13 protein-coding genes are annotated in these 17,288 nt (G+C 71.5%); 5 read left to right on the plus strand and 8 right to left on the minus strand.

Annotation, left to right across the window (positions count from 1 at the left end; genetic code table 11):
• The first annotated feature begins 127 nt into the window (after positions 1 to 127).
• Positions 128 to 1,648: an AI-2E family transporter gene (locus tag ASC82_RS07825; RefSeq protein WP_056643624.1), complete on the plus strand. Its 1,521-nt coding sequence runs from the start codon at positions 128 to 130 to the stop codon at positions 1,646 to 1,648.
• Positions 1,645 to 2,391: a hypothetical protein gene (locus tag ASC82_RS07830; RefSeq protein WP_056643625.1), complete on the plus strand. Its 747-nt coding sequence runs from the start codon at positions 1,645 to 1,647 to the stop codon at positions 2,389 to 2,391. Before ASC82_RS07825 ends, ASC82_RS07830 begins: the two co-directional genes overlap by 4 nt.
• A 96-nt stretch (positions 2,392 to 2,487) precedes the next feature.
• On the opposite strand, the gene ASC82_RS07835 is transcribed toward ASC82_RS07830, so the two are convergent.
• Both ASC82_RS07835 and ASC82_RS07840 read right to left on the minus strand, forming a co-directional pair.
• Positions 2,488 to 3,021: an alkyl hydroperoxide reductase gene (locus ASC82_RS07835; protein WP_024758659.1), complete on the minus strand. Its 534-nt coding sequence runs from the start codon at positions 3,019 to 3,021 to the stop codon at positions 2,488 to 2,490.
• A gap of 12 nt (positions 3,022 to 3,033) precedes the next feature.
• Complete coding sequence (locus ASC82_RS07840) at positions 3,034 to 3,588, minus strand: peroxiredoxin (protein ID WP_024758658.1); 555 nt, start codon at positions 3,586 to 3,588, stop codon at positions 3,034 to 3,036.
• Between the two features lie 134 nt (positions 3,589 to 3,722).
• Between ASC82_RS07840 and ASC82_RS07845 the strand changes: the two genes are divergently transcribed.
• Positions 3,723 to 4,697, plus strand: a complete 975-nt coding sequence (locus tag ASC82_RS07845; protein ID WP_056643627.1) for a hydrogen peroxide-inducible genes activator — start codon at positions 3,723 to 3,725, stop codon at positions 4,695 to 4,697.
• A 151-nt stretch (positions 4,698 to 4,848) separates the two neighbouring features.
• On the opposite strand, the gene ASC82_RS07850 is transcribed toward ASC82_RS07845, so the two are convergent.
• From ASC82_RS07850 to ASC82_RS07860, 3 genes are read right to left on the minus strand one after another with little or no spacing between them, the layout of a single operon-like run.
• Positions 4,849 to 7,224, minus strand: a complete 2,376-nt coding sequence (locus tag ASC82_RS07850; protein WP_079039197.1) for an FtsX-like permease family protein — start codon at positions 7,222 to 7,224, stop codon at positions 4,849 to 4,851.
• Positions 7,221 to 7,904, minus strand: coding sequence for an ABC transporter ATP-binding protein (locus ASC82_RS07855; RefSeq protein WP_056643632.1), 684 nt, complete (start codon positions 7,902 to 7,904; stop codon positions 7,221 to 7,223). The genes ASC82_RS07850 and ASC82_RS07855 overlap by 4 nt, the downstream gene beginning before the upstream one ends.
• A complete protein-coding gene (locus ASC82_RS07860; RefSeq protein ID WP_024758654.1) occupies positions 7,901 to 8,425 on the minus strand; it encodes a PadR family transcriptional regulator in 525 nt (174 codons plus the stop codon). Before ASC82_RS07860 ends, ASC82_RS07855 begins: the two co-directional genes overlap by 4 nt.
• A 277-nt stretch (positions 8,426 to 8,702) precedes the next feature.
• Here ASC82_RS07860 and ASC82_RS07865 point away from each other — a divergent pair, with 277 nt between their 5' ends.
• Positions 8,703 to 10,970 carry a transglycosylase domain-containing protein gene (locus ASC82_RS07865; RefSeq protein WP_056643634.1) on the plus strand — a complete coding sequence of 756 codons (2,268 nt, stop codon included), beginning with the start codon at positions 8,703 to 8,705 and terminating at the stop codon, positions 10,968 to 10,970.
• A gap of 78 nt (positions 10,971 to 11,048) precedes the next feature.
• Here ASC82_RS07865 and ASC82_RS07870 read toward each other — a convergent pair whose 3' ends face one another.
• The 3 genes from ASC82_RS07870 to ASC82_RS07880 form a co-directional block, all read right to left on the minus strand.
• The gene (locus tag ASC82_RS07870; RefSeq protein ID WP_056643637.1) at positions 11,049 to 13,115 is read right to left on the minus strand and encodes an ATP-binding SpoIIE family protein phosphatase; all 2,067 of its coding nucleotides are present in this window, start codon (positions 13,113 to 13,115) and stop codon (positions 11,049 to 11,051) included.
• 311 nt (positions 13,116 to 13,426) lie between these two features.
• A complete protein-coding gene (locus ASC82_RS07875; RefSeq protein WP_056643639.1) occupies positions 13,427 to 14,092 on the minus strand; it encodes a DUF402 domain-containing protein in 666 nt (221 codons plus the stop codon).
• Positions 14,093 to 14,166: 74 nt separating this feature from the next.
• Positions 14,167 to 15,576, minus strand: a complete 1,410-nt coding sequence (locus ASC82_RS07880; protein WP_056643641.1) for a class II fumarate hydratase — start codon at positions 15,574 to 15,576, stop codon at positions 14,167 to 14,169.
• Between the two features lie 142 nt (positions 15,577 to 15,718).
• Here ASC82_RS07880 and ASC82_RS07885 point away from each other — a divergent pair, with 142 nt between their 5' ends.
• A complete protein-coding gene (locus ASC82_RS07885) occupies positions 15,719 to 17,248 on the plus strand; it encodes a ricin-type beta-trefoil lectin domain protein (RefSeq protein ID WP_056643644.1) in 1,530 nt (509 codons plus the stop codon).
• Positions 17,249 to 17,288 lie beyond the last annotated feature (40 nt).

Raw genomic sequence — 17,288 nt, forward strand, 5'->3', positions numbered from 1 at the left:
GGCGCGCTCAACTTCGGGGAGCCCCTCACCGTCCTACGGTGGGGGGCTCTTGCGTGTAGGTTGCGAAGGCCCATGGGCTTCCGGGGGAGCGGGTGGGCCGGAAGACGAGCGGGGGGAAGAGGAAGCGATGTCGAGACTGCCGGGTTGGCTGGGACTGCTGGGCGAGAGCCTGAGCCGCATGGGCGAACGCCTGGACGAGCGCAGGGCCGAGGCGGAACGAGAAGATCCGCTCGGGCCCCCGTACCCGAACGGCCCGGGGCGCGATTCCGGCCGGGGTCATGGTCACGGCCTCGGCCCTGAGGCCGGGGAGCCCGCCCCCGAGCGTGCCCCGCACGAGGACGTGACCGTCCCCGCGCCGGAGGCGCCCGGCCTGCCGGATGCCGTCCCGCCCGTATCGACGGACGCGCCGGCCGTCACGGCCGAGGAGGCCCAGGACAGAGCGGGCCGCTCGGTCCCCGCGCCGCCCTCGTACGCCCCCGCCGTCGCCGCCCGCCCCGACCCCGTCGCCGCGATCCCCTGGGGCATGCGCGTCGCGGCGGAGGCGAGTTGGCGGCTCCTCGTCTTCGCGGGCACGCTCTGGGTGCTGATGAAGGTGATCAGCTCCGTCCAGCTCGTCGTCCTCGCCTTCGTCGCCGCGCTGCTCGTCACCGCCCTGCTCCAGCCCACCGTGGCCATGCTGCGCAGGAAGGGCCTGCCCCGCGGACTCGCCACCGCCGTCACCGCCGTCTCCGGCTTCGTCGTGATGGGCCTCGTCGGCTGGTTCGTGGTCTGGCAGGTCATGGACAACATCGACAATCTGTCCGACCAGGTCAAGGACGGCATCGAGGAGCTCAAGCGCGCGCTGCTCAACAGCCCCTTCCACGTGACCGAGCAGCAGATCAACGGCATCGCGAAGAACCTCAGCGACTCCGTCGGCGCCAACGCCGAGCAGATCACCCAGGTCGGACTCCAGGGCGTCACGGTCGTCGTCGAGGCGCTCACCGGCATCCTGCTCGCCATGTTCTCGACGCTCTTCCTGCTCTACGACGGGAAGAAGGTCTGGGAGTGGACGCTCAAGCTGGTGCCCGCCCAGGCCCGGCCCGGCGTCGCCGGCGCGGGGCCGCGCGCCTGGCGCACCCTCACCGCCTATGTGCGCGGCACGGTGCTCGTCGCCCTGATCGACGCCGTCTTCATCGGCCTCGGCCTGTACTTCCTCGACGTGCCGATGGCCGTGCCGCTCGCCGTCTTCATCTTCCTGTTCGCCTTCATCCCGCTGGTCGGCGCGGTGATCTCCGGCGCCCTCGCGGTCGTCGTCGCCCTCGTCACCAACGGGCTCTTCACCGCGCTCATGGTGCTCGTCGTCGTCCTCGCCGTGCAGCAGATCGAGGGCCACGTGCTCCAGCCCTTCATCCTCGGCAGGGCGGTCCGGGTCCACCCGCTGGCGGTCGTCCTCGCGGTCGCGGCCGGCGGTCTGACCGCGGGCATCGGCGGCGCCGTGGTCGCCGTCCCGCTGGTGGCCGTCTCCAACACGGTGGTCGGCTACCTGCGCGCGTACAGCACCGAACAGGCCCTGCGCAGCACACCGGAACCGCGCGGCGCGACCGCGTTCGAAGTGGCCCCGACCCCGGCACCGGGCTCGGTGGCCGTCAAGGGGGAGAAGATCACGTGATATCCGAGCCGGAACTGGACGGCGGGGACGGCTTCGTCACCTCCGAGGTCCTCACCGAGACCCCGCCGCCCGGCCCGCCGGGCCCGCCCCGCGCCCGCCGCCCCTGGCTGTGGGCGCTCGGCGGCGCGGTCGTGGCGTCGGCGGTGTGGGCCGGCGGGCTCTACGCGTACGAGAAGCGCCAGGATGTCGGGTTGGACATGCGTGGGTACAAGAGCACGACGAGCCTCTGCGAGGCGGCGGAGCTCAAGGGGCTCGTCGGAGTCCTGGGGAAGCGGTCGACCGACAGCGGATGGGACAGCAGCTCCCAGGGCGGATCGGACTCCGGCGTCGACAGCGGGTCGGTCGGCGGCGCGGAGGGGGCCGAGCCTTCGGTGCTGGAGATAGCGCAGTGCTCGCTGATGTTCGGGCCCCCCGAGACCGGCTACAGCGGGGACGTCACGTACACCCGCCATCTGGTGACCGACCCGGGGCCCGAGTTCGACGCGCTGGCGCGGCGCTACGGCGAGGTCGAGCCGTACGAGGGGCTGGGGGAGAAGGCCTACCTGAGCGTCTACGAGAACATGGGGGCGGAGCTCCGGGTGCTCGACGGCCAGGTGGAGATCTCGATCAGCTTCAACGAGACGTCCGGCTGGAACGAGGACACGGACGAACCGACCCGCCAGACCAAGCGGGTCGACCTCTCCGGGGTCGAGGTCCCGCTGGCCCAGGACATGCTCGCCCTCATGGCGGCGCTCAAGAAGTGACCCGTCCGGGGACGACCGGTGCGGGTACGAGGAAGGGCCCCGGGGCTTCGTGCCCCGGGGCCCTTCTCGTACGACGGTTCGTGCGACGGTCACGCCCTACTCGGCGAGGACCGCTTCCGCGTCCAGCGTGACGCCGACCGCCTGGATCACCGCGGCGATCTTCACGGCCTCCTGGATCGTCTCGCGGTCGACACCGGCCTCGCGCAGGACCTGCTCGTGCGAGTCCAGGCACTGGCCGCAGCCGTTGATCGCGGAGACGGCCAGCGACCACAGCTCGAAGTCGACCTTCTCGACGCCCGGCTTGCCGATGACGTTCATCCGCAGGCCGGCGCGCATCGTCCCGTACTCGGGATCCGACAGCAGGTGCCGGGTCCGGTAGAAGACGTTGTTCATCGCCATGATCGCGGCGGCGGACTTGGCCGCCTGGTACGCCTCGGGCTTCAGGTTGGCCTGGGCCTCGGGCTCCAGCTCCTTGAGGACCTTCGGCGAGCGCGAGGCGATCGCGCAGGCGAGCACGGTGCCCCAGAGCTGCTGCTGCGGGAGCTCGCTGTTGCCGATGACCGAACCGAGGTTCAGCTTCAGGTCCTTGGCGAAGTCCGGTATGGCGGCCTTGAGTTCGTCGAGAGCCATCTCAGATCGCCCTTACTCGCCCGAGAGGAGGGCGGCGGCGTCGAGGGTGCCCTCGCCCTTGTTCCAGTTGCACGGGCACAGCTCGTCGGTCTGCAGGGCGTCGAGCACCCGCAGGACCTCCTTGGGGTTACGGCCGACGGAGCCGGCGGTCACCATGGTGAACTGGATCTCGTTGTTCGGGTCCACGATGAAGACGGCGCGCTGGGCGAAGCCGTCCTCGCCCCGGACGCCGCAGTCGCTCATGAGCTCGTGCTTCGAGTCGGCGAGCATCGGGAAGGGCAGGTCACGCAGGTCGGCGTGGTCCTTGCGCCAGGCGTGGTGCACGAACTCGGAGTCGCCGGAGACGCCGAGGATCTGGGCGTCGCGGTCCGCGAACTCGTCGTTCAGCTTGCCGAACGCGGCGATCTCGGTCGGGCAGACGAAGGTGAAGTCCTTCGGCCAGAAGAACACCACGCGCCACTTGCCCTCGTAGGCCTTGTGGTCGATCTGCTCGAACTCCTTGCCGCTCTCCAGCGACACGCAGGCGGTCAGGTCGTAGGTGGGGAACTTGTCACCGACAGTGAGCACGCGCTCTCCTTGCGAAACGGGAAGGGTCCCTTTTGAGGTCTTCCGTGGGGGTTGGACGTGTTCACAGCATGGCACGGAGTGCATTGATCAGTGAAATAGCTAGAGTGGGTCGTGTTGATCGAAGGTGGTTATCAGTGGCGTCCCCGTACAGCCCCCCGTACACCCCGCACCGAGGCAAGCAGCCGAGCCTTTCCCAGCTCAGAGCGTTTGCGGCGGTCGCCGAGCATCTGCACTTCCGCGATGCGGCGGCGGCCATCGGCATGAGCCAGCCCGCGCTCTCGGGCGCGGTTTCGGCTCTCGAAGAGGCACTCGGTGTCCAGCTCCTCGAGCGTACGACGCGGAAGGTGCTGCTCTCGCCCGCGGGGGAGCGGCTCGCGGTGCGCGCGCGGGCCGTCCTCGACGCGGTCGCCGAGCTGATGGAGGAGGCGGAGGCCGCCCAGGCGCCGTTCACCGGGGTGCTGCGGCTCGGGGTGATCCCGACCGTCGCCCCCTATCTGCTGCCCACCGTCCTGCGGCTCGTCCACCGGCGCTACCCGGACCTCGACCTCCAGGTCCACGAGGAGCAGACCTCCTCCCTCCTGGAGGGGCTCGCGGCCGGGCGGCTCGACCTGCTGCTGCTCGCCGTGCCGCTCGGGGTGCCCGGCGTCACCGAACTGCCGCTCTTCGACGAGGACTTCGTCCTGGTCACCCCGCAGGGGCACCCGCTGGCCGGGCGGGACGACATCCCGCGCGAGGCCCTCAAGGAGCTCCGGCTGCTGCTCCTCGACGAGGGGCACTGCCTGCGCGACCAGGCCCTCGACATCTGCCGCGAGGCCGGCCGCACGGACGGCGCCGAGGTCACCACCACCGCCGCCGGGCTCTCCACCCTGGTCCAGCTGGTCGCCGGGGGCCTCGGGGTGACCCTGCTGCCCCGCACCGCCGTGACCGTCGAGACCGCCCGCAACAGCGCCCTGTGGACGGGGCTGTTCACGGAACCGGCGCCCTCGCGGCGGATCGCCCTCGCGATGCGGACGGGCGCGGCCCGGCACGCCGAGTTCGAGGAGCTGGCGGAGGAGCTGCGCGGCGCGATGAAGGGGCTTCCCGTACGGGTGATGAGCGCGGGTTCCTGACCCCTGTACGGGTGATGAGCGCGGGTTCCTGACCCCTGTACAGGAGGGGGTGGGCGCGGGTCCCGATCCCCGAACGGGTGGCGGGCGCGGGTTCCCGAAGCCCCCCGGCTCCAGGATCCCGCGCCCACCCTGCGTACATCCGCTCGACGGGTTACTCCGTGCGCAGCCCGTCCGCCCGCATCAGGCGCCACAGGACCGGCATGCTCAGGAGCGTCACGGCCGCGATGAGGCCGAGTCCGATCCCGACGACGGGCAGGAAGGCCCACCAGTCCTGGACCCGCTGGCCGCCCAGCTTCAGCAGGACGACCCCGAGGCCGAGCCCGCCGGCGACGGAGAGGAGCAGGCCGAGGGCGATCGGGACCGCCGTCTGCCACAGCACCGACCAGCTCAGGGTCGAGCGCCGGGTGCCGAAGGCGACGAGCGAGGAGAGCAGCCGCTTGCGGTCCCTGAGCTGCTCCAGGGTCGCGACCAGGAGCGAGGCCGCCACCAGGAGCATCGTCAGCGTGGAGCCGACCAGGATGCCGGTGCGGACGCTGGAGAACGCGGCGTCCCGCTGGGTGTCCTTCAGGGTGCGGACCCAGGACGTCGGGTCGATGGCCGCCGCCGTGTTCCGTACGTGCTCGGCGGCGTCCGGCACGGCCGGGTCGAGCCGGACCATGGTCTGGGCGTCGGGCTCGTCGAGCAGACCGGCGTCGATCGCCGAAGGGGTGGCGAGGATGCCGTACTCGTACATGCCGGTCGGGTCCGGGCGGGAGTCCACGACCCGCGCCGAGTCGGGGATGCGCCACTGCGGCACGGGCGTGCCCGCCGGGCGCTTCGGCTCGCTCGGGTGCGGATACGGGTCGCGCAGGGCGACCATCGCGCCGGGCCGTGCGGTGCTGGTGACCCGGCTGTCGTCCGGGCCGCCCTGCGCGCCGTGCGCGAGGAAGACGAACACGTCGCCGTCCTTGCAGGAGGGCAGCGCGGCGTACTCCTTCAGGGAGGGGCAGTCGCCGACCCTGAGCGAGGTCATCGGGGAGAACTCCTCGCCGTCCTTGAGGGGTCCGGGCCGCCACGCGTTCGACTGGATGATGCCGACCGCCCCGGTGACGCCCTCGGTCCCCTCGATGCGGGAGATGATCGCGCGGGCCTCGTCGGCCGTCCTGGCGTCGGCGCCGACCGCGATCTGGGCGCGGGACGAGTCCTCGCCCGTGAGCTGCGTGAAGTCGTGCTCCATGGCCTGGAAGAGCATCTGGAGGGCGATGGCCCCGGTCGCGGCGACGACGATGCCGCTGACCGCGCGGGCCGCGGTCCCGCTGCTCAGCTGGAGCCTGCGGACGGCCAGTTGCCAGGCGACCGGGCCGGCGTGCAGGTGCTTCACGCAGGACTCGACGAGCCACGGCAGGAGCGTGGTGAGACCGATCAGGGCGAGCGTGGTGCCGGCCGTGATCCCCAGGGTGTCGACGCTCGTCTGGGCCATCTCGACCTGTCCCATGAGCGGGACGAGCAGCGCCGCGCCGGCCGCCAGGAGCAGCAGCCGCCACCACACGCGGCGGCGCCGGGGCGTGGAGACGCGGACGACCCCGAGCGGTTCGATGACCACCCCGCGCAGCGCGACGAGCGTGACCACGACCGAGGAGACCGGGACCGTGACGAGCACGATCACGGCGAGCGTGGGCATCGGCACGACGTCGGAGTGGAAGGCGTTGACGTCCCAGATGGTGAACGCCCCGGCGAACTGCCGGGCCACCGCGAAGAGTCCGAGGCCCATGAGCAGGCCGAGCAGCGCGCCCGCGAGGGACTCGCCGGCCGCGATCCTGCGGGTCATCGCCGTGTCCGCGCCGACCAGCCGCAGCGCCGCGAGCCGCCGGTCGCGCTGCTCGCCGCCGAAGCGGACGGCGGTGGCGATGAAGACGAGCACCGGCAGCAGCAGGACGACACAGGCGACGATGACGAGGAGGATCAGGAACGCGTTCATCGGTTCCCCGGGCACCGACCAGCCGTAGCGCGTGCCGCGCCCGTCGAAGTTGTCGGTGGTGAGGAAGTCGACGTGGGCGACGTACCGCAGCTCGGCCGGGCCGATGAGTCCGGCCTCGCCGATCGTCCCGGTGACCTTGTAGGGGATCCGCTCCTTGAGGAGGGCGCCCTCGGGGGAGTCCAGCAGGTCGCGGAGCGCGGGGGAGACCACCATCTCGCCGGTCCCGGGGAGCGCCGTGGTGCCCGGCGGCGGGGTCGGGGTCGCGTCGCCCTCGGGGCTGATCAGCTGACCGGTGACGACGTCGTCCCGGTAGACCGTCGTCTGGCCGAGGTGGAGGAAGGAGTCGGGCCGGGGGGAGGTGACCTGCTCGCTGCCGTCGACGGCGCGCTCGGACTCCCGTACCTCCCGCTGGAACATCATGTTGGGCAGCGAGACGGCGATGAGCAGCAGGGCCACGCCGAAGCCGACGCCGGTGGCGGTCAGCAGGGTGCGGAGGAGGCCGGGGCGGCCGCCGGTGACCGCGAACCGGGCGCCGAGCGCCAGGTCGCGGGCCCAGGTGGCGAGGCTCATGCGGCCCACTCCGAGTCCCGTACGGAGCCGTCCCGTACGACGATCTCCCGGTCGGAGTAGGCGGCGACGCGGGCCTCGTGGGTGACGAGGACGACGGCGGCGCCGGTGTCCCGGGAGGCGTCGGTGAGCAGTCGCATGACCCGCTCGCCGTTGAGGGAGTCGAGGGCGCCGGTCGGCTCGTCCGCGAAGATCACGCGCGGGGCGGTGACGAGGGCGCGGGCGACGGCGACGCGCTGGCCCTGGCCGCCGGATATCTCGCCGGGGCGCTTGTGCCCGACGGTGTCGACCTCCAGACGGGCGAGCCACTCGGCGGCCCTGGCCTCGGCGGCCTTCCGGCGCTCGCCGTTCAGGCGGAGCGGGAGGGCGACGTTCTCGACGCAGGTCAGCTCGGGGACGAGCTGGCCGAACTGGAAGACGAAGCCGAAGTCGGTACGGCGCAGGGAGCTGCGCGCCGTGTCGGAGAGCGCGGTGAGATCGCGCCCGTCGTAGGTGATCGTGCCCGCGTCGGGGCGCACGATTCCGGCCAGGCAGTGGAGCAGCGTGGACTTGCCGGAGCCGGAGGGGCCCATGACGGCGACGACCTCGCCGGCCCGGAGGGCGAAGTCGGCGCCCGCGAGCGCCGGGGTGGGGCCGTAGGCCTTGTCGAGGCCGGTGGCCCTGAGCAGCGGTACGGAGTTCATCGGCGGACCTCCTCGGCGAGCCTGTCGAGGCGGGCTGCGGTCAGTTCCAGCCAGCGCAGGTCCGCTTCCAGGTGGAAGAGGGCGTGGTCGCAGATGAGCTGGTCGGCGAAGTCGCCGTCCCTCTTGCGCCGGGTGAGCTCGCGCATCAGCCGCAGGTGCTCGGCGCGCTGGGTGTCCAGGAGCTCGGCGGCCCCGCGGCCGGTGAGCAGCGCCAGGACGACCTTCGTGTAGAGCGTGGACTGGAGGTACGGCTCCGGCTTCTCCGGGGTGGCGAGCCAGGCGGCGACATCGGTGATGCCGGCCTCGGTGATCGCGTAACGCTTCCGCTCGGGCCCGCCGCCCGCCTCGATGCCGTCGACGACGACGAGGCCGTTCTTCAGGAGCCGGGACATGGTCGAGTAGACCTGGCCGTAGTGCAGGGGCCGGTCGTGACCGAATCGTTCGTCGAACGCGCGCTTGAGGTCGTAGCCGTGGCGCGGTCCGGATTCCAGGAGCCCCAGAAGGGTGTGACCGATGGACATGCGGGTCACTGTACATGGTGTGTATACGCACGGTGCATAGTGGCCGGAACGGGTGTGGGGCGCATGTCGCCGCCCGAGTTCGTTGCTGCGGGCGCGCAACCATCGGGCCCGATCGAGCGTCGGTTCCTCTGGGGGTGGGTGCTGATTCTCACGTCCGGAAAAGGCGTGATCGGTTGCTGTTTGTCTGCATCGTCGGTGTTAGCTTGCTGAGCTGATTCGACGGGGACGCGAGACAGCCGAGGCGCCGAGACACACGACGAGTGGAGCGACAGGACCCATGGGCCGACCGGACAAGAGCAAGGCGAAGAAACGCGGCATACGCCGCTTCTTCTCCTGGAAGAAGCTCCTGGGCACCTTCTTCGTGTTCTGCCTGCTCGCCATGGGCGCCTTGTACGTCGTCTACATCATGGTCCCCGTGCCGACGGCCAACGCCGAGGCGACCATGCAGAGCAACATCTACAAGTACGCCAACGGCAAGATCCTCGCCCGCACCGGCAAGATCAACCGCGAGATCGTCGGCCTGGAGAAGATCCCCGAGAAGGTCCAGAAGGCCTTCGTCGCCGCCGAGAACAAGAGCTTCTACAAGGACAACGGCGTCGACATCAAGGGCACCACGCGCGCCGCCTGGTCGACCCTCACCGGCCAGGGCAAGCAGGGTGGCTCGACCATCACCCAGCAGTACGTCAAGAACTTCTACCTGAGCCAGGACCAGACGGCGACCCGCAAGCTCAAGGAAATGGTCATCGCCATCAAGGTGGACCAGGAGGCGAGCAAGAGCGAGATCCTCGCCGGGTACATGAACACGAGCTACTACGGGCGCAGCGCCTACGGCATCCAGGCCGCCGCCCGCTCGTACTACGGCGTCGACGCCACCGAGCTCACCACCGCCCAGGGCGCCTACCTCGCCTCGCTGCTCCAGGCGCCCAACCAGTACGACTGGACCTCCGCGAGCGCCACCGGCCGCAAGCTCGTCGAGGAGCGCTGGAACTACGTCCTCGACAACATGGTCGGCGAGGGCTGGCTCTCGTCCACCGAGCGCGCCGGCCTGAAGTTCCCCGTGCCGCAGAAGCCCAAGCCCGCCCCCGGCATGGAGGGCCAGACCGGCTACATCGTCGAGGCCGCCAACCAGGAGCTGATGCGCCAGGGCGTCAGCGAGGAGGACATCAAGGCCGGCGGCTGGACGATCACCCTCAACATCGACGAGAAGAAGCAGAAGGACCTCGTCAAGGCGGTCGACCGGCAGCTGGAGGCCAAGCTCGACCGCAAGGGCGACAAGAAGGACGCCACCGTCCAGGCCGGCGCCACCTCCGTCGACCCGAAGACGGGCGCGGTCGTCGCCATGTACGGCGGCGTCGGCGCCACCGAGCACTGGATGTCCAACGCGACCCGTCGCGACTACCAGCCCGCCTCGACCTTCAAGCCGATCGTCCTCGCCACGGCCGTCGAGACCGAGGCGGAGACGCAGGGCGGGTGGGACATAGGACTCGGCACGATCTATGACGGCACCAGCAAGCGTCCGGTCGTCGGCAGTGACATCCCCTTCGCGCCGGAGAACGAGGACGACCGCAACCACGGCCCCGTCACCGTCCAGAAGGCCACCAACAAGTCCATCAACTCGGTCTTCGCCCAGATGATCGTCGACGTCGGCGAGGCCGAGACCAAGAAGACCGCCCTCGACCTCGGCATGAAGGACGGCCCGGACTTCGGTCTCAGCCCTGCCATGTCCCTCGGCACCATGGGCGCCTCGACCATGGACATGGCCGGTGTGTACGCCACGCTCGACAACCACGGCAAGAAGGTCACCCCGACCCTCGTGAAGGCCGCCTCGCACAAGGACCGCAAGGTCCAGGCCGTGGACGCGATCGGCAGCCAGGTCATCAGCCGCGAGGCCGCCGACACCACCACCAAGGCCCTGCAGGGCGTCGTGCAGAGCGGTTCCGGCTTCCGCGCCGCCGGCGACTACGACGCCGCAGGCAAGACCGGCACCTCCGAGAACAATCGTTCCGCCTGGTTCGTGGGCTACACGCCCGAACTCGTCACCGCCGTCGGCCTCTTCGGCGAGGACGCCAAGGGCAAGCAGGTGACCCTGACCAACACGATCAACGAGGGCCGCGCCAACGGTGGCCGCACGCCCGCCCAGATCTGGGGCGACTACACCACCAGCGCCCTCGACGGCGGCTCCGACGCCCGCTTCGACCTGGAGACCGACGGCTCGGGCTCGTACGACCAGAACCCGGATCCCACCCCGACCACCGGCGAGCCGACCGACGAGCCGACCGACGAGCCGACCACCGAGTCCCCGGACCCGACGCCTCCGCCGACCTCGACGGCCACCACGCCGCCGGAGCCGACCCGCGAGCCCACCACCACGACGCCACCGCAGCCTCCCACGGAGGACCCGACGGAGCCGACCGACGAGCCGACCTCGCCGGCGCCGCCGACGACCGAGCCGCCGACCACCGACCCGACGACGGCTCAGCCGCCGAACCCGGACCCGGACGAGGGGCAGACCGGTGACACCAACACCGGCCGCCCTCAGCGGTGACCGTGAGGCCGTGAGGCCGTAAGAGAGTGATGGCCGGACCCTTACCGGGGTCCGGCCATCGTCGTGTCTCTCTCCGAATCAGCCGCGCGTGGCCAGTTCGAACCAGACGACCTTGCCGCCCGAGAGCCGGGTCGCCCCCCACCGCCTGGCCAGCCGGTTCACCAGGAACAGGCCGCGCCCGCCCTCGTCCGTGTCCCGCGCCCGCCGCTGCCGGGGCAGCTGCGGCGAGTCGTCGCCGACCTCGCAGCGCAGCACGTCCGTCTTGAGCAGCCGCAGGGTCACCGGCCGCTCCGCGTACCGCACGGCGTTCGTCACGACCTCGCTGATGAGCAGCTCGACCGAGTCCGTCAGCTCCTCCAGGTCCCAGCGGGCGAGCGCCCGCCGGGCGAGGCGCCTCGCCCGCCCCGGAGCCGCGTCCTCCGGCTCCAGGAACCAGTACGCGACGTCGCTCGGCGCGATCCCCTCGAACCGGGCCGCGAGCAGCGCGATGTCGTCGTCCCGGTCGCCCGGACCCAGCATGTCCAGGACGTCGTCGCAGAGCGCCTCAAGGGGCGGGGAATGGTCCGGCCCGGTCAGCTGCGCGGTCGCCGCGAGGCGCTCCCGCAGCTGCTCGATCCCGGTCCAGACGTCCCGCAGCCGGGACTCCACCAGACCGTCCGTGTACAGCAGCAGCGTCGCGCCCGCCGGGGCGTCCAGCTCGACCGCCTCGAAGTCGACGCCGCCGACCCCGATCGGGGCGCCGGGCGGCACCCGCAGCACCTCGGCACGCCCGCCGAGGTGGAGCAGTATCGGCGGCGGATGGCCGGCGTTGGCCACGGTGATCCGGTGCGAGACCGGGTCGTACACCGCGTACATGCAGGTGGCCATCCGGTTCTCGCCGAGCCGCTGCGCCTGCTCGTCCAGGTGGTGCAGGACCTCCTGTGGCGGCAGGTCGAGCCCGGCCAGGGTCTGCGCGGTGGTGCGCAGCTGGCCCATGATCGCCGCCGAGGTCATGGAGTGGCCCATGACGTCGCCGACGACCAGGGCGACCCTGCTGCCGGGCAGCGGGATCGCGTCGTACCAGTCGCCGCCGACCCGGGCCGTCTCGGCGGCCGGGAGGTAGCGCGAGGCGAGCCGCACGCCCGTCGGCTGCGGGAGGGAGTCCGGGAGCATCGTCCGCTGGAGCTCGTCCGCGATGTACGCCTCACGGCCGTACAGCACGGCCTTGTCGATGCCGAGCGCGGTGTGCGTGGCCAGCTGCGCCGCGACGAGCAGGTCGTTCGGCTCGAAACCGGCTCGCTCGGGGCGGCGCAGGAAGACGGCCGCGCCGATCACCCGGCGCCGGCCGCGCAGCGGGGCGAGTATCGCCCGCAGCCCGCCGGGCAGCGGGTGCTCGGGGCCGAGGAGCTCGGTCAGCGCGGTCTTGGCCGCGGCGGAGTCGCCGAAGACCGGGCGCACGCCGCGCAGCACCTCGGCGAGCGCCCCGCCGGACCGCACCTCGCAGAGTTCGGCCGCGGGGGTCGGATCCGGATCGGGTACGAGGACGAGCTCCTCGCCCTCCAGTTCGCTTAACCGGAGCCGGTCGGTACGGCGCAGCCGCAGCACGAACGGCGCCACCGGGCGCTCGTCGCCCACCGGCAGCGGATCGCGCAGGTAGACGAGGATCTCGTCGGAGAAGGTGGGCACGGTCGCCCGGCACAGGCCGAGGACGATCTCGTCGAGGTCGAGCCCGCGCGCGATCCGGCGGGTCGCGGCGCCGACGAACCGGAGCCGCTCTCCTTCGCGCCGCGCGGCGCCGTCGGGACCCCGGCCCGCGCCGGAGCTCTGCGCGGTCACGGCGACCGCCACCGCCCCGGGGGCCCCGCCCCCGCCGACCGGGCCGGAGGCCGGACCGGGACCGGCGGCCGGACCGGCGGTTTCGGCGGGCGCGCCGGGGGCGCTGGGGGTGCCTGGGGCACTGGAGGTTCTGGAGGTGCCTGAGGTGCCGTTCGGCACGGTCGTGTCCGTACCAGGGGCCGTCGCCGTCCGGTCCGCCGGGCCGCCCGGCTGGGCGGGCACGTCGGAGGGCAGGCCGGGGGCCGCCGCCTCCTGGCGAGGGCGCGCGCGTTCCTGCGGCCGGGCAGCCAGCGGCTGTCGGCCTTCGTGGGAGGTGGGATGCTCCGTCACGCGTGGGATTCCGTCCGTCCGGGCCGGTGGTGCGATGCACTCGCTCTTCTCGCCGATGCCGCGCCTTCGGCAGGGATAAACCCCTCGTATGCAGCGGATGTGGACGTTCCGTGAGAGGCGGCAACGGCAGGGGTCGGAACACCCGGGCGCACGTCCGGCACTGCTCTCCCCCTCGTGGATGACTTGTGGTCAGGTCCTGCGCTGTGCTGAGTCGTTGGCGTGGTGCTCGGTCGGTCTGACGTGGTGTTCGATCCGCTTCTGCCGTGCGGAGGACGATCCTACGTTTGAACCCCGGGGGCGCATCAAGGGTCTCACGGGGCCGTATGGGCCGGAGTGCGGTCCCAGTCGCCCGGAAGCTGCGGCACGGGCCACCCCGGATCGGGCCGCCAGTCCTCCCATCCGTCGGCGAACGGCGCCCCCCAGGAGTGGATCTGCTCCACGGCCCGCCGCCCCGCGGCCCGCACCCGCGCGGCCTGCTCCCGGTCCATCAGACCGGACCGCTGGGCCTGCGCGAACTCGTCCTCGTCACGCCACAGCCAACTGCGGTCGGGGTAGACGGAGATGTCGAGGAAGTGGTCCTCGGAGTCGACGCCGCCGGACCAACGGGTGCGCGGCTCCTCCAGGTTCACGTACCAGCTGCGGAAGCGCCAGCCCCGCTCCCAGAACAGCCAGACCGACCAGGGGTCCCCGGGCCGGGCCAGCTTGAGGACCCCGCTGCCGAACCAGCGGGACCGCTCCGTGGTGCGCGGGGCGGTGTACCGGGTGGCGAGCGGCTCCTCGTGCACGGGCGTGCCGTCGGCGAGCACGGGCCGTACGCACTCGGTGCCGGGCGCCATCCAGACCGCGAGCAGCTCCGACGTGTCCTGGACGACGGTCACCGGCCGGCAGATGTGCACGGCGCCGGTGCCGTTGCCGCGGTAGCGCCAGAGGATCTGCTCCCCCGGCGCCCAGTGCTGTGGACCGCCCGACTCTGTCATGCGCAGATCTTAGGGGCGCGCTCCCACCGCCGCTGCGGCACACGTCACTGATCGGTCAGCTACCGGCCGGTCGGTCACGGACGTGTCATCCGCAGGACGTCGAGCGCCTCGTCCAGCTGCTCGACCGTGAGGTCGCCCCGCTCGACGTACCCGGACGCGAGCACCACCTCGCGGATGGTCTTCCGCTCGGCGAGGGACTTCTTCGCGACCTTGGCGGCCTCCTCGTAGCCGATGTACTTGTTCAGCGGGGTGACCACGGACGGCGAGGACTCGGCGTACTCGCGGGCCCGCTCGACGTTGGCGGTGATCCCGTCGACCGTGCGGTCCGCGAGCAGCCGGGAGGCGTTGGCGAGCAGCCGGATCGACTCCAGGAGGTTCTTGGCCATGACCGGCAGCATCACGTTGAGCTCGAAGTTCCCCGCGGCGCCCGCCACCGCCACCGTGGTGTCGTTTCCGGTCACCTGTGCGGCGACCATCAGGACCGCCTCGGGGACCACCGGGTTGACCTTGCCCGGCATGATCGACGAGCCCGGCTGGAGGTCGGGGAGGTTGATCTCCGCGAGGCCCGTGCGCGGGCCGCTGGCCATCCAGCGCAGATCGTTGGAGATCTTGGTGAGGGAGACGGCGATGGTCCTGAGCTGCCCGGACGTCTCCACGAGGGCGTCGCGGGCGCCCTGCGCCTCGAAGTGGTCGCGGGCCTCCGTCAGCGGCAGGCCGGTCGCCCGCGCGACCTCCGCGATGACGGCGGCGGAGAAGCCGGCCGGGGTGTTGATGCCGGTGCCCACCGCCGTACCGCCGAGGGGGAGTTCGGCGAGCCGGGGGAGGGCGGAGCGCAGTCGCTCCACGCCGTACCCGACCTGCGCCGCGTAGCCGCCGAACTCCTGTCCGAGGGTGACCGGGGTGGCGTCCATCAGGTGCGTGCGGCCGGACTTCACCACCGTCGCGAATTCGGCCGATTTTCGCTCCAGGGCGGCGGCCAGATGATCGAGCGCGGGGATCAGGTCCCGGGTGACGGCGCCGGTGGCCGCGATGTGGATGGAGGAGGGGAAGACGTCGTTGGAGGACTGCGAGGCGTTCACGTGGTCGTTGGGGTGGACGTCCCGGCCCTCGGGGAGCCGCTCGCCGGCGAGCGTGGCGATCACCTCGTTGGCGTTCATGTTGGACGAGGTGCCGGAGCCGGTCTGAAAGACGTCCACGGGGAAGTGGTCGTCCCAGCGCCCCTCGGCGACCTCCTCGGCCGCCGAGGCGATCGCCTCCGCCCGGTCCGCGTCGATCACCCCGAGCCGGGCGTTGACCGTGGCCGCGGCGGCCTTGATCCGGGCCAGGGCCTCGATGTGGGCGCGCTCCAGGCGCTGGCCCGACACGGGGAAGTTCTCCACGGCCCGCTGGGTCTGCGCACGCCATTTGGCGTGCGCGGGGACCCGCACCTCGCCCATGGAGTCGTGCTCGATCCGGTACTCGTCGGCTGCGCTGTTCGTCGTCATCTTCCTCTGCCTCCTGGCCGTGCTCATCGGGGGTCGACCCCCGAACCCCCCGAAAAACATGAGCACTTGTCTTGTTCGATGTATTCCCAACCCGCGTACCGACCAGTAAAAACCGTGGGTAACCCCACTTCCAGGAGGCGCAATGAAGCGCACCAGGTACAGACTCCGCTGGCCCATCGCGGCCGTCGCCGCGGCCGCCGCCGCGCTCGGCACGATGACCGCGGCGGCCCCCGCCGGAGCCGCCGGCACCCTCACCGCACCGGTCACCGCTTCCGTACCGCTCCCGCCCGAGTTGGAGGCGATCCGGGCCGCCGAGGCCACCAAGATCTACGGCGACCCGGCCGAGCGCCCGCTCGCGCAGCGCAAGACCGGCCTCATCTCCCTCGGCGACAGCGAGATCTCCGGCGAGGGCGTCGGTACGTACGAATCCCCCACGAACGGCCCGACCAACTGGTGCCACCGCTCGTCGGACGCCGCCATCCACCGCACCGGCATCCCCGCGGACCTCACCTTCAACGTGTCCTGCTCCGGCGCCTACACCGGCAACATCCGGATCGGCGGCTCGAAGCAGTACGCCGACGAGCTCGTCCAGAGCGACAACCTCGCCGTGAAGGCCCGCAACACCCGGATCAAGATGGTCCTGCTCGTCGCCGGAGCCAACGACGACCTGCAGTTCGGCCCCGTCATGACCGACTGCGTCACCCGGTACGTACTCAGCCAGGGCGCCTGCGAGCCCAAGTACGCCCCCGGCTGGCAGGCCCGCGTCGACGCGCTCGTCCCCAAGGTCGAGCAGACCGTGCGCGACCTCAAGACCGTCATGCGCGACGCCGGATACGCCGACGGCGACTACAAGCTCGTCGTCATGGGCTACCCCAGCCCCATCGGTCCCGACTTCTACGACAACCCGAACTTCCCCGGGAAGCTCTCCTGCGGCGGCATGGGCTACGACTCCGACACCAAGTGGGGCCGCAACACCGCCGTCCCCGCCTTCGAACGCGGCATGCGCAAGGTCGCGGCGGACACCGGAGCCGTCTACCTCGACAACTCGCGCCTCTTCCACGGGCACGAGGTCTGCATGGAGGACACCTGGGCCCGGGGCCTCTACATCGACCTCTCCAAGCCCGGCGGGATCGACGAGAACAGCACCCGCCAGTCCTTCCACCCCAACAAGAGCGGTCACGGCGCCTTCGCGTCCTGCCTGACCCAGATCTACAACTCGGGTCTCCGTGAGGCCGGTTGCGCCGACGTCAACTCCTCGGGCACGCCGACCCTCTTCCCGGTCGCCTGGGACGACGCGTACAAGCCGCTGAAGGTCGAGGCCACCGGCAACTGCCTGGACGTGAACGCGTCCGAGTCCGCCAACGGCACCGCCGTCCTCGGCTGGGACTGCCACGGCGGCCGCAACCAGGGCTGGTGGTACGACTCCGCCCGGCAGACGCTCCACACCCAGCTCACCCAGGACCGCTGCCTGGACGTGCCCGGCGCCGTCTACCAGGCGGGCAAGGCGCTCATCATCTGGAACTGCAGCGGCGCCGCCAACCAGAAGTTCGTCCGCGACGGCGCCACGATCCGGCCCGCCGGCGCGACCGGACTCTGCCTCGCCCAAGGCGCGGCGAAGGAGCCGATCCGGCTGCAGAACTGCGACGGCTCGGCGAAGCAGAAGTTCGCGTAGCCCCGACGCCGTAGTCCGGCCCCACGAACGCCGTGGCCCC

It is taken from the genome of Streptomyces sp. Root431, assembly GCF_001426585.1.
Lineage (GTDB): Bacteria > Actinomycetota > Actinomycetes > Streptomycetales > Streptomycetaceae > Streptomyces > Streptomyces stackebrandtii.

Excerpts from the sequence above, each read along its gene's own strand:
- ASC82_RS07825 (WP_056643624.1), top strand. The coding sequence starts at position 128 with ATGTCGAGACTGCCGGGTTGGCTGGGACTGCTGGGCGAGAGCCTGAGC.
- ASC82_RS07880 (WP_056643641.1), bottom strand. The coding sequence starts at position 15,576 with ATGACGACGAACAGCGCAGCCGACGAGTACCGGATCGAGCACGACTCC.
- ASC82_RS07835 (WP_024758659.1), bottom strand. The coding sequence starts at position 3,021 with ATGGCTCTCGACGAACTCAAGGCCGCCATACCGGACTTCGCCAAGGAC.
- ASC82_RS07885 (WP_056643644.1), top strand. The coding sequence starts at position 15,719 with ATGAAGCGCACCAGGTACAGACTCCGCTGGCCCATCGCGGCCGTCGCC.
- ASC82_RS07875 (WP_056643639.1), bottom strand. The coding sequence starts at position 14,092 with ATGACAGAGTCGGGCGGTCCACAGCACTGGGCGCCGGGGGAGCAGATC.
- ASC82_RS07865 (WP_056643634.1), top strand. The coding sequence starts at position 8,703 with ATGGGCCGACCGGACAAGAGCAAGGCGAAGAAACGCGGCATACGCCGC.
- ASC82_RS07850 (WP_079039197.1), bottom strand. The coding sequence starts at position 7,224 with ATGAGCCTCGCCACCTGGGCCCGCGACCTGGCGCTCGGCGCCCGGTTC.
- ASC82_RS07860 (WP_024758654.1), bottom strand. The coding sequence starts at position 8,425 with ATGTCCATCGGTCACACCCTTCTGGGGCTCCTGGAATCCGGACCGCGC.
- ASC82_RS07855 (WP_056643632.1), bottom strand. The coding sequence starts at position 7,904 with ATGAACTCCGTACCGCTGCTCAGGGCCACCGGCCTCGACAAGGCCTAC.